The following is a 12370-nucleotide window of genomic DNA, read 5'->3' on the forward strand; positions in this document are numbered from 1 at the left end:
CCGGCCGGGACGCGGCCGCGTGCTCATCGCGACGCTGCGTACGCGGCGGGAATCACCTCCTGCCGCGCGCTCGCGGGTGCGGTGATGTCCAGGTGGGTTTCGAGGTAGGCGTCGATGACGTTCAGGTCGGCGGCCACGGCGGCGACGTAGCCGTCGGGGCGTACCAGGACCCACTGCCCGGGGGCGAGTCCGTAGCCGTCGCGCACGTGCCGGCCGGTGTCGACGATGTCGCCGCGTTCGCCGATGGTGTGCACGTGCACGTCGCGCCGGGCGGCCGGGGCGTCGCCGGCGCGCACGTCGTAGCCGATCAGCGTCCAGTGGGTGCCCTTGAAGAGGGAGAACAGCCGGGTGGGCACGCCGCCGGCGCCGGTGACGGGCGCGTCGGGTGCGCGGTCGCCGGCGAGCACGCCCGTGGTGCGCTGGGGGTCGATGAGGGTGAGCGGCGAGTCGGGGTAGCCGAGGTCGAGCTGGCTGACTGCCCGGTTACGGCTCATATCGCGGTTCTTGGCCGCCTCCAGCAGCCGCTTCGACAGGCCGAGCACGGCCTCCGCGATCGGGCGGCGCTCCCTCTCGTACGACGTCAGCAGCCGGTCCGGGGCGCCGGCGAGCACGGCGGCGAGCTTCCAGCCGAGGTTGTAGGCGTCCTGCACGCTGGTGTTCAGTCCCTGCCCACCGGTCGGCGGGTGGACGTGTGCCGCGTCCCCGGTCAGGAACACGCGTCCGACCTGGTAGGTCTCGGCCAGGCGGGCGTTCATCTCGAACACCGAGGCCCACGAGACCGACTGGATCAGCACGTCGTCGCGGCCGGTGCGCTCGCGTAACAGCGCCGTCAGACCCTGCGCGGACAGATCGACGTCCACGCCGAAAGGGACCGGTCCCATGAGCTGGAACATCTCGGTGCCGTAGAGCGGGCACAGCATGATCTGGTCCGCGGCTCCCCGGCCCCAGCGGTGCCATACCTCGAACGAGACCCCCTCGACGATCACGTCGGCGACCACGGCACGCACCCCGAGGGTCTCACCGTCGAAGGCCACGCCCAGGGCCTTGCGCACGAAACTCGACCCGCCGTCGGCGCCCACGAGGTAGCGCGCGCGCACCGTGCGCGCACCGTCAGGGGTGACGATGTGGGCGCTCACCCCGTCCTCGTCCTGGTCGAAGCCGACGAGCTCGTGGTCGTAGTGCGGGGCGTGGCCGAGCTCGGCCAGCCGCTCGCGCAGTCTGCGCTCGGTGAGGAACTGCGGGACCAGCAGCGCGATGTGGTAGGGCTCGTCCGGTGTCGGGCCGGGCATGTCGATCACGTTGGTGTCGACCGGGCCGTCGTCGGTGTAGGAGCGCTGGAGCGGATACTCGCCACCAGAGGCGATGATCTTGTCGATCACTCCGAGGTCCTCGAACACCTCCTGGGTGCGCGACTGGATGCCCTTGCCGCGTGACCCGACGAACGGGTGCGCGGCCTTGTCTATCAACAGGAAACTCACGCCCCGGCGGGCCAGCTCGATCGCGAGGGTCTCCCCGGCTGCCCCGGATCCGCAGATGACTACCTCGACGTCGTTGACGGTCATGCCCAGCTCCTTCTTCGCGTGGATCCGGACAGCCCGGCCGTCCGGAATTTATGTGTAAAACGCACTCATCTTACGAAGGGGTGCCGACGGCCGTCAATCGCCACGACGTACCGGTATATCCTGCCGTTGTGGGCTCTGAAGATCGTGAGACGAAGGGGCGGCCGCTTGTCCGGTCGGGCAACATATACGTGCTCAATACACGCATATATTGAAGGTGTGTCAGGTGCCATGCGGGATCAGGCGGTCCCGGCGGGACCGGCGGGACCGGTGTCGCGGCGCCCCGAGGCGGTCAGGCGCCCACGCGTCCGAACGGCGGGCGCCGTCACCGCCGGGAGAACCGCTCTCCGCCGTCGACGGCGCCGCGGGTAGACCTCCTAGAATTGCCCTCCGTATCCGATCCTCAGCAAGGCCGGATGCTCGGGAAGGCTCGGTGCCAAGGAAGGACGGTGCGGCCGCCTTGACCACACGGCGACGCCAGACCACGTTGCGCCGTCTCCACGGGGCCATCGTCGATCTGGTCGTGCTGATGAACCTGCCCAGCCGCGACGATGTCCTGTTGGCCGAAGCCGGTGTCTCCCTCGACCGCGCCCTGTTCTCCCTGATCGTGGGCATCGAGCGATTCGGGCCGATCGGTGTGGGCGAACTGGCCGAACGAGCCGGACGCGACTACACCACGATCAGCCGCCAGGTCGCGAAACTCGCCGCGCTCGGGCTCGTCGAACGACGCCCCAGCCCTACCGACGCCAGGGTGAAAGAGGCCATCATCACCGACGCCGGCCGCCGCGTCACCGACGCTCTCGACGCCGCCCGTCAGCGCCTGGCCGGTCCCGTTCTCGCCCAATGGAGCGACCGTGACCTCATGGAACTCGAACGCCTCATGCGCCGTTATGTCGACGACATGTCCGCCGCGGTAGCGAAGACCACCAGCGGCGACTGACGGGCCGCCGACCGGCCCTGGGCCGGTCACCGGCCTGCCGGCCCAGCCCTATCGCGGCTGATGCAGGGTCGAGCGGTACGGCGGCATGAACCGGTGGCGGGGCATCTGGTCGGCCAGCACGCCGCCGTCGACCACGAGGGTGGCGCCCGTGACGTACCGGGCGGCGTCCGACGCGAGGTAGACGACGGCGCCGGTGACGTCGTCGGGCGTGCCGTACCCGCCTCTGAGGGGGATCCGCTCGGCCCAGGCCGCCTCGAACGCCTGATGCTCCAGGGGGAACACGTCGTCGATCGGCGTGGCGATCATGCCGGGCGCGACGGCGTTGACGGTGATGCCGTGCGGGCCGAGCTCCGCCGCGAGCGACTTGGTGATCAGTTCGACCGCGCCCTTGGACGCGTTGTAATGGGCCAGCCCGGCCTCGGCCATCAGGCCGTTCTTCGACGAGACGTTCACGATCCTGCCGGGCCTTCCCGCGGCGATCATGTGCTCGGCGATCCGCTGGGACAGGAAGAACACGGCGTCGACGTTGACCGCCATGATCTCGCGCCAGGCCTCGACCGTGATCTCGTTGAAGTGCTCGAGCCTGGCGATCCCGGCGTTGTTGACCAGGATGTCCACCGGGCGTTCGGCCCAGAGGCGGTCGGCGAGGCCCGCGAGACCCGCGGTGTCGGCGAGGTCGAACTCGACCGGGCGGCAGACCCTGCCGTACGCCTCGACCAGCAGGACGGTCTCGTTCAACGGCGGGCCGCCCGGCCTGTCGATCGCCACGACGTCCGCGCCGGCCTCGGCGAGACCGGCGGCGAACGCCTGGCCGAGACCGCGCGCGGCGCCGGTGACGACGGCCGTCCGTCCTGTCAGGTCGAAGCGGCCGCACTGTGCCTGCCCGGTTCGCTCGCTTCGCTCGCTTCGCTCGCTCATGTGTCTGCCGGTTCGCTCGCTCATGTGTCTGCCGGTTCGCTCGCTCATGTGCTTGCCGATTGGCTCGCTCATGCCAGCCCCAGCAGCGGAAGGGCGTCCCGGTGGATCAGCTTCTCGATCTCGTCGCGGTCGAGCGGCGGCAGTCCGGGGATGCCGGCCACGGCGCCGACCGCCCGCAGGCCCTCGATCGAGGCGTCGACAGTGGTGAACGGGTAGTCGCTGCCGAACAGCAGCTTGTGCCACACCCTGTAGTCCTGGACGAGCCTGAGGCTGTGCCAGAGCTGGAAGGGGCGGTAGTGGAGCGCGGAGACGTCCGCGTAGACGTGCCGGTGCTTGCGGATCACCGCGATGCACTCGCCCTCGAACGGGTGGCCGAGATGCGCCAGGACCATGCGCAGCTCGGGATGGCGGATCGCCACCTCGTCCAGATGGACGGGAAGCGCCCACTTCAGCGGCGCCTTGGACACGAAAGTCGTGCCGGTGTGCACCAGCAGGGGCAGTCCGTGCCGCTCGGCGTAGGCGAACAGGTCGTCGTACTCCGGGGCCGCGGGGTCGAATCCCGCGTACATCGGCATGAGCTTGATCCCGCGCAGGCCCAGGTCCTGGTGGCCGCGCACCAGCTCGTCCCGCCAGCCGGGCTGGGTGGGATCGAGCGACAGGTAGCCGATCAGACTGTCGGGGTGCGCGGCCGCGTAATCGGCCACGGCCGCGTCGTCCACCCACAGGCCCGACCTGCGCGCCTTGCCGCCGACCACGATCGTGCGGGTCCCCTCGGGGGCGGAGGCCGCGTAGTCGGCCCACCGCACGGTGAGGTCGACGTGGCCTCCGTGGGCGCGGGCCGACTCCGCCGCGAAAGGGTCCCCGACGTCGTCCGGGCAGGTGAACAGGTGTGAGTGGACGTCGACGATCATGTGCGGTTCCGCTTCTCCCAGCCCTCGGCGAACATGTTCCAGAATCGGTGGCTGGGCGGGTGCTCCTCGAAGACCTCGTCGGCCAGCTCGATTCCCAGTCCCGGCTTATCAGGTATCCCGATATATCCGGACTCGATGGGTAGCGCGCCGCGGACCGCCTCGAAGACGTACGGCTCCAGCAGGCCGTCGAAGGTTTCCAGGATCGTGAAGTTCGGCATGCCGAGCACGGCGTGCACCGATACGGTTGTGCACAGCGGCGAGTTCGAGTTGTGCGGTGCCACCGTCATCGCGTGGACGTCGGCCAGCGCGGCGAGCTTGCGCACCTCGGTGAACCCGCCCGCCATCGACAGGTCCGGCTGGATGATGTCCACCGCGTCCGTGGCGAACAGCCGCGCGTACTCGTACCGGTTGTGGAAGTGCTCCCCGCCCGAGATCGGGAAGGCCGCCCGCTGACGCAGCTCGGCGTACCGCTCGATGTGGGTCCACGGCAGCGGCTCCTCGAACCAGCCGATGTCGTACGGCTCCAGCTCCCGCACCAGCCGGGCGGCGGTGTGGAAGGCGAAGCGGGCGTGCCCCTCGACGAACAGGTCCACGTCCGGGCCGGCCGTCTCCCGTACGGCGGCGACGATGTCGAGCGAGAGGCGCAGTTCGGTGCGGGACAGCTCGCCGAGGCCGGCCCCGAACGGGTCGAACTTCAGCGCGGTATAGCCCCTGGCGACCGTCTCCTTGGCGCGCTGGGCGAACGCGCCGGGCTCGCGGTCGCCGGTATACCACCCATTGGCGTAGACCCTGACCCGGTCACGGCAGGCGCCGCCGGTGAGCCGGTAGACGGGCACGCCGAGCGCCTTGCCCATCAGGTCGTGCAGCGCCTGGTCCACGCCCGACACCACGATGCCGCCGATGTCCCCGCCACGCAGGAAGTCGCCCTGGTAGAGCCGGAGCCAGATCTCCTCCACGTCGAACGGGTCGGCGCCCAGCAGGTGGCGCTGCGCCATCGCCTCGGTCAGCAGGCAGGTCTCCCGCGCCCGGTAGGGATGGGTGATCTCGCCGACGCCTGACAGCCCCTCGTCGGTGTGGATCCGCACGTAGCTGAAGTCGCGCCAGGCGGTGCCCAGGGTGAGGGTCTCGACACGGCTGATCCGCCCGGCGGGGCCCACCGGGCGGGTGGTGTTCACGGTCAGCATCAGCGGGCTCCTCCCATGGTGGAGGCGGTGCTCAGGTCGCCGTGCGCGCCGCCGTCGGCGAGCTGGGCGCGGACGGCCGCCTCGGTCGCCTCGATCAGCCGGTCCACGTCCGCGTCGGTGTGCGCGTACGACAGGTGGCTGCGTTTGAGGTTGAGCGGCAGCTCGAAGACGCCCTGGTCGACCATGCGGCGACGGTATCCGACGAACATGGCGGTGTCGTTGGCGAGGAGGTCGTCGTACGTCTTCGGCACCCGGTCCATGAAGTAGGTGACGAACACCGAGCCATACCCGGTGACGACGGCGGGCACGCCGAGAGAGGCGAGCACCGGGGGGAGTTCGGCGCGCACCCGGTCGCCCAGCCGGAACACGTGCTCGTGCACCGGCTCCTCGCGCAGCTTGCGCAGGGTGGCGAGCGCCGCCGCGACCACCGCGGGGTGGCCGTTGTAGGTCCCCGCGAAGAAGACGGGGGCGCCGGGGCGCGAGCTGAACATGTCCATGAGGTCGGCGCGGCCTCCGAGCGCGCCGACGGGATAGCCGTTCGCGATGGCCTTGCCCATCGTGGTCAGGTCCGGGGTCACGCCGGCGACCTCCTGCCAGCCGCCCAGGCCGTGCCGTACGCCCGTGATCACCTCGTCGAAGACCAGCACGCTGCCGTGCCGGGTGCACTCCTCCCGGAGCGTACGCAGGAACTCCGCGTCGGGGAGCAGGCAGCCGACGTTGTGCGGCACGGGCTCGACGATCACGGCGGCGATGTCCTCGCCGTGGTCGGCGAACGCGGCGCGCACCCCCTCCGGGTCGTTGAACCGGAGGACGAGCGTGGCGTCGAGTACCTCGGGCAGGATGCCGGTGGAGATCGGGTCCCTGTGCCCGACGCGGTCGGGCGCCGAGATCACGTTCATGCTCACGGCGTCGTGCCAGCCGTGGTAGCAGCCCTGGAACTTCACCACCAGCCGGCGCCCGGTGGCGGCCCGCGCGACCCGCAGGGCGTGGAAGGTCGCCTCCGAACCGGTGCTGGTCAGGAGCACCCGCTCCATGCTGGGCACCAGCTCAGCGAGCGTCTCGGCCAGTTCGATCTCGCCCTCGGTGACGCCGACGCCGCACAGGTCCAGGGTCCGTCCCGCCTCCGCCACCGCCGCGGCGACGTCGGGGTCGTTGTGGCCGAGCAGGGGCGGGCCGAAGGCCGCGTGGTAGTCGGTGTACTGCCGCCCGCCCGCGTCCCAGAACGTGGCGCCCTGGGCCCGTGCGATCACCAGGTCGGCGAGTCCCGGAACGTTCCGCTGCCCGCTGTTGACTCCGCCGGGGATGACCCGGCGGGCCCGTTCGGGCAGGGAGGTGGACGGGGCCGGTTGCTGATTCACATGGTCTCCTTGGCCGCCGCACCGGGACCAGCCCCGTTCCGGTGTGACGCGAATGTTTCCGCCGCAGGTCGATTGTTACGAACACTATTCGGCGTAACCGAACAGCTAGCGGCATCTTAGAGAGGGGCATACGCCAGGTCAATGCCATACAGGGGAGATGTGGTGAAAAATGCGCTACAGTGTTCGGCTATGACGAACAGTGAGGCAGAGAACTCTCGCTACTGGATCCGCAGCGTCGCCAGGGCGGCCGAGGTCCTCGAGGCCCTGGCCGGCGGTCCCCCGGGTGAGGGGCTGAGCGTCACCGAGGTGGCGGCGGCGTGCGGCCTGTCGAAGAGCTCGGCCTTCGCCACGCTCTACACACTCCAGCGGTTCGGCCTGGCCGCCGACGACGGCGAGGGCATGAACCGGCGCTACCGGCTCGGGATGGCGCTCGCCCGGCTCGGCGACAGGGCGCGCGACCAGCTGTCCCTGCGGGACGTCGCCCGTCCCATTTTGGTGGAGCTGACCCGGTCGACGGGTATGAACTCGCGGCTCGCGATCCCGGAGAGCGACCAGGCCGTCGTGATCGACCAGGTGAGCAACGGCGAGCGCATCCAGGTGGACCTCCGGATGGGCGTGCGGGAGCTGCCCCACTGCACCGGTCTCGGCAAGGCGCTGCTCGCCGAGATGGAGGATCGGCAGGTCGCGGCCCTGATCGAGCGGGTCGGGCTGCCCCGCCGTACGCCGCACACGATCACCGAGCTCGACCGGCTGCTGGCGCACCTGCGCGACATCCGCGAGACGGGCTACGCGCTCGACGACGAGGAGGACGCGGAGGGGGTGTTCTGCGTCGGCAGCGCTCTGCGCGACCATTCCGGCGTGTGCGCCGGGGCCATCAGCATCACCGGCCTGAAACCGGCTCTGCCCACGTGGCGCTACCAGGAGCTGGGGCGGCAGGTGCGGGACGCGGCGCTGCGTATCTCGTGGGAACTCGGCTACCGGCCTTGATTTACCGACCGAAACCTGCTTAAGGTTTGCGCCACATCGGGCGAACAACTGGCCCCCGCGACGTCACAGCCCCTGACCGCGGACGGTTCCGGCCAGCAGCACCGCCGCCTGCACGCCTCACGCGTGTCCGCCCGGCCTTCATTCACCCCCTGCCGTGTCGCCTCTCGCCGCACGGCCGAAGGTTGAGGCATCTGTGAAAGACCCCCAAAAATCCTCTTCGGCCCGTCGTGCCCTGCTGACGGCGGGTGGTGTCGGCGGGCTGGCTCTGCTGGTTCCCGGTACGGCTCACGCCGGGGCGGCGGCGGAGCTGAAGAACGCGGTGTACGCCGTGGCGACGGTGGCCGAGTTGCTGTCGCTGGACGGCAGGAAGATCCCGGACGGGACGCTGGTGCAGGTCGCGGGTTACAAGGCGGCCGGTGACGGCGGCGGCATGCTGGTGCGCTGGAGCGCCGCCTCCACGGTGGCGGTCAACGGCGGCACAGTCCTGGGCGGCCCGGGTGCGGGCCGGTGGGTGCAGGTCCACGACGGTGTGGGCGACTTCCGCAGGTTCGGCGTGTTCGGCGGCGACGCGCCGGCCGACGCAGCGCTGGACGCGATGGTCAACGACCCGTCCATCCACCGGATCGAGGCCCACACCGACCTGCTGTTCGTCAAGCGGCACAAGTACACCCGCTCGAACCTGGAACTCGACTTCGGCGGCCACACTGTCCGCACCGACGGCATCGAGAAGAACACGCACGACAACCCGTTCGGCGCCGTGATGTTCTTCCGCGGAGAGGTCACCGGCACGGTCGTCGAGCACACCCTGGGCGCCCCGATGCCCGACCTGGCCGACGTCTTCGAGGTCGGCGACTCCGCGAAGTTCACGGTCGGCCAGTGGTGGACGGCGGTGGTGAACAACCTCTCCGGCGGCGACGAGCGGGAACTGCAGAAGATGGTGCAGGTCACCGAGATCGTCGACGGCGCCCACATCCGGGTGAACTACCAGATCGGCTGGGACCTCGACAAGGGCCGCGTGATCACCTGGACCAGGGTGAAACCGGTCGAGCGGGTCCACGTCAGGAACATGGTCTTCGTCGGCGCCCCGCCGTACGACGGGCCGAAGAACGGGGAACTGCCCGACGACCGGGAGTACACCGGCTCGCACCCGGTCGCCTACGAGTACGCCGCCTGGTGCGACGTCTCGGGCATCGACGCCACCCTCACCTGGTGGCCGGTCGTCATGCGCCGCTGGTGCACCTACTTCCGGACCGAGAGTTGCACGCTGAAGAACCCCCCGACGGTCTTCTACGGCGGCGCGGGCTACCTCACCCAGCAGATCTACTGCCTGTACGGCCACGTGGCCGACTGCCACACCTCCAACGCCCGCCACCTCAACGACCTGACCGCGTCGGCCTACTGCGTGGTGGAGAACTGCCACGGAGACGGCGACGACACGGGCGGCAACCCGTTCACCACCCACGGGCAGTACGAGCACGACCTGGTGTTCACCGGCAACTCCGGCCTGATGGACATCGCCAACTCGGGCGCGCAATGGGGGATCAGCGCGAAGCGGATCACCGTACGCCGGCACGTCTGCTCCTGGTTCACGGCCAACACCAAGATCACCGATCTGACGCTGGAGGACGTCAAGGTCATCCCGCGCTCCACCTTCGACCCCGGCGGCACACTGACGGTCAACGCCGACGGCGTCCAGATGCGCGGCTGCTCGGCCAGGACGTTCGCGGTCGCGCAGCGCTCGGCGCGGTCCGGCAGGCCGAACGTCATCGAGGACTGCAGCTTCGACCTCCCTGAGGGGCAGGTCGTCGTCCAGACACCGGTGACGAACCCCGTCCACTTCGTCCGGTGCGTCTTCACCGGGGTGAACGGCGCGGTCATGCGCGGGTCCGGCCCCGTGCACCTCACCGACACCGTGGTCACGGGGACCGCCGGTGCGGCGCCGCTGCTGATCGGAGCCGCGGAGGTCGTCGTGTCCGGCGGGCGGCTGACCGACACCGGCATCCGTCTGTCCGCGGTCCGCGAGCAGCGGATCTCGATCGGCGGGGGCGCCGTGGTCGAGGGGACCAACAGCGAGAAGGCGCTTCTGTCCCGCGCCGACGGCTCACCGGTGCGGTGGGAGCTGGGCGACTACGTCAGCTCGACCGGCGACGGCGGCACCGCGCACGTCGCGATCACGAGCGGCGTCAACCGCTACTCCGCCGTCGGTGCGCGGTTCCGCGGCGGCGCCATCACGCTCGCGGGCGCCGCGTTCGGCGGCGACTCCCATCTCCTGCACACGGGCTGCGCCGAAGAGGGCGTCACCCGTACGGTCCCGGCGGCGGGGCCCCGAGTCATCACCACCGGCAACCTGGCCGTCTGAGGAGTCCCGAAATGAGTTCATCCATGAGTTCTCGTCGTGCCCTGCTGACGGCGGGTGGTGTCGGCGGGCTGGCTCTGCTGGTTCCCGGTACGGCTCACGCCGGGGCGGCGGCGGAGCTGAAGAACGCGGTGTACGCCGTGGCGACGGTGGCCGAGTTGCTGTCGCTGGACGGCAGGAAGATCCCGGACGGGACGCTGGTGCAGGTCGCGGGTTACAAGGCGGCCGGTGACGGCGGCGGCATGCTGGTGCGCTGGAGCGCCGCCTCCACGGTGGCGGTCAACGGCGGCACAGTCCTGGGCGGCCCGGGTGCGGGCCGGTGGGTGCAGGTCCACGACGGTGTGGGCGACTTCCGCAGGTTCGGCGTGTTCGGCGGCGACGCGCCGGCCGACGCAGCGCTGGACGCGATGGTCAACGACCCGTCCATCCACCGGATCGAGGCCCACACCGACCTGCTGTTCGTCAAGCGGCACAAGTACACCCGCTCGAACCTGGAACTCGACTTCGGCGGCCACACTGTCCGCACCGACGGCATCGAGAACGCCGGTTACGACGACCCCTTCGCGGCCGTGCTCTTCTTCCGGGGCAAGGTCACCGACACGGTGGTGACCGCGCCGCTCACCGCCGACATGCCCGAGCTGTCGGACGTCTTCGAGGTCGGCGACTCGTCGAAGTTCCAGGTCGGCCAGTGGTGGTCGGCCGAGGTGAGCAAGGGCGCCGGGCAGTGGGAACGCGAGCTGCAGAAGCTCGTGCAGATCACCCAGATCGTGGACGGCTCCCACATCCGGGTGAACTACCTCAACGGCTGGACGATGAAGGCCGGGCGGTCGATCACCTGGACGAGGATCGAGCCGGTCGAGCGGGTCCACGTCAGGAACATGGTGTTCACCGGCGCGGGCGCGGACCAGTACACCGGCTCGCACCCGGTGGCCTATGAGTACGCCGTCTGGTGCGACGTGTCCGGCATCGACGCGACCGGCACGTTCTGGCCGGTCGTCATGCGCCGCTGGTGCACGTACTTCCAGACGCGCTCCTGCTCGCTGAAGAACCCGACGTCCGTCACCTGGGGCGGCGCGGGCTACCTCACCCAGCAGATCTACTGCCTGTACGGCCACGTGGCCGACTGCCACACCTCCAACGCCCGCCACCTCAACGACTGGACCGCCTCGGCGTACGGACTGGTGGAGAACTGCCACGGCGACGGGGACGACCAGGGGCCGTTCGTCACCCACGGCCAGTACGAGCACGACCTCGTCTACACCGGCAACTCCGGCCTGATGACGTTCGCCAACTCCGGCGCGGCGTGGGGCTCGGCGGCCAAGCGGATCACCGTCCGGCGGCACGTCTGCTCGTGGTTCGTCGCCCGCGTGAAGGTCGCCGACCTGACGCTGGAGGATCTCCGGGTGATCGGCAAGCCGTCGCTCGCGGGCTCCGGGATGATCTGGGTCAACGCCGACGGCGTCCAGATGCGGGGCTGCTCCGCGAACGACCAGCTGATCATCTCCCAGTCGTCCTCCCTGTCGGCCCGGCCGAACATCATCGAGGGGTGCGACTTCACGCTCGCCGCCGGTTCGGAGATCGTGCAGTCCTCGGTCACCTCGCCCGTGCACATCGTGCGGTCGGTGCTGTCGAACCTGGACGGCAACGCCTGCAACGGCACCGGGGAGCTGCACCTGGTCGACAGCACCCTGCTCGGCAAGGAGGGCGGCGCGCCGCTGCCCGTCGCCGCCTCACTCGTACGGATCCAGGGCGGGCGGCTGTCGGGCACCGGCATCCGGGTGTCGGGCAAGAAGGACCAGCGGATCCACGTGGGCGGCGGCGCGGTGCTGGAGGGGACCAACGGCGCGAAGGCGCTGCTGTCCCGCGCGGACGCGGGCGGGACGGTCCAGTGGGAACTGCGCGACTACCGGAGCACGACGAACGACGCGGGCGCCGCCCACGTCGCGGTCGAGGCCGGGAAGAACGTGTACTCGGCGGTCGGCGCCCGCCTGTCGGGAGGGAAGGTCACGCTCGCCGAGGCCGCCTTCGGCGACGGCTCGCTGCTCCAGCACACCTCCTGTGTCGAGGAGGGCGTCTCCCGGAAGACGCCGCCGGACGGCCCCCGGGTTCAGACCACCGGAAACCTCGTTCTCTAACCTTCTACTCCCAATCACGTAC

At 70.2% G+C, this 12370-nt stretch carries 9 protein-coding genes; 4 read left to right on the top strand and 5 right to left on the bottom strand.

Going from position 1 to position 12370, the window contains the following annotated elements; translation table 11 throughout:
• Positions 1-23: 23 nt before the first annotated feature.
• Positions 24-1562 carry an FAD-dependent oxidoreductase gene (locus ACQEVJ_RS06270; protein WP_433098080.1) on the bottom strand — a complete coding sequence of 513 codons (1539 nt, stop codon included), beginning with the start codon at positions 1560-1562 and terminating at the stop codon, positions 24-26.
• 457 nt (positions 1563-2019) lie between these two features.
• On the opposite strand from ACQEVJ_RS06270, the gene ACQEVJ_RS06275 reads away from it, so the two are divergent.
• Complete coding sequence (locus tag ACQEVJ_RS06275; RefSeq protein ID WP_433098082.1) at positions 2020-2499, top strand: MarR family winged helix-turn-helix transcriptional regulator; 480 nt, start codon at positions 2020-2022, stop codon at positions 2497-2499.
• Between the two features lie 48 nt (positions 2500-2547).
• On the opposite strand, the gene ACQEVJ_RS06280 is transcribed toward ACQEVJ_RS06275, so the two are convergent.
• The 4 genes from ACQEVJ_RS06280 to ACQEVJ_RS06295 form a co-directional block, all read right to left on the bottom strand.
• On the bottom strand, positions 2548-3417 hold the full coding sequence (locus ACQEVJ_RS06280; protein ID WP_433098084.1) for an SDR family NAD(P)-dependent oxidoreductase: 870 nt from the start codon (positions 3415-3417) through the stop codon (positions 2548-2550).
• Positions 3418-3485: 68 nt separating this feature from the next.
• Positions 3486-4328, bottom strand: a complete 843-nt coding sequence (locus ACQEVJ_RS06285) for an amidohydrolase family protein (protein ID WP_433098086.1) — start codon at positions 4326-4328, stop codon at positions 3486-3488.
• Positions 4325-5512 (bottom strand): mandelate racemase/muconate lactonizing enzyme family protein, encoded by a 1188-nt coding sequence (locus tag ACQEVJ_RS06290; protein WP_433098088.1) that lies wholly within the window; start codon positions 5510-5512, stop codon positions 4325-4327. Before ACQEVJ_RS06290 ends, ACQEVJ_RS06285 begins: the two co-directional genes overlap by 4 nt.
• Complete coding sequence (locus tag ACQEVJ_RS06295; protein WP_433098090.1) at positions 5512-6870, bottom strand: aspartate aminotransferase family protein; 1359 nt, start codon at positions 6868-6870, stop codon at positions 5512-5514. Before ACQEVJ_RS06295 ends, ACQEVJ_RS06290 begins: the two co-directional genes overlap by 1 nt.
• Positions 6871-7059: 189 nt before the next feature.
• Here ACQEVJ_RS06295 and ACQEVJ_RS06300 point away from each other — a divergent pair, with 189 nt between their 5' ends.
• The 3 genes from ACQEVJ_RS06300 to ACQEVJ_RS06310 all read left to right on the top strand — a co-directional run bounded on the left by ACQEVJ_RS06300 (position 7060) and on the right by ACQEVJ_RS06310 (position 12348).
• On the top strand, positions 7060-7857 hold the full coding sequence (locus ACQEVJ_RS06300; RefSeq protein ID WP_433098092.1) for an IclR family transcriptional regulator: 798 nt from the start codon (positions 7060-7062) through the stop codon (positions 7855-7857).
• A gap of 193 nt (positions 7858-8050) precedes the next feature.
• Positions 8051-10216, top strand: a complete 2166-nt coding sequence (locus ACQEVJ_RS06305) for a hypothetical protein (RefSeq protein ID WP_433098094.1) — start codon at positions 8051-8053, stop codon at positions 10214-10216.
• A 23-nt stretch (positions 10217-10239) separates the two neighbouring features.
• Positions 10240-12348: a hypothetical protein gene (locus ACQEVJ_RS06310; RefSeq protein ID WP_433098096.1), complete on the top strand. Its 2109-nt coding sequence runs from the start codon at positions 10240-10242 to the stop codon at positions 12346-12348.
• The last annotated feature ends 22 nt before the right edge of the window (positions 12349-12370 follow it).

This window comes from Microbispora sp. CA-102843, from assembly GCF_050936215.1.
GTDB lineage: Bacteria > Actinomycetota > Actinomycetes > Streptosporangiales > Streptosporangiaceae > Microbispora.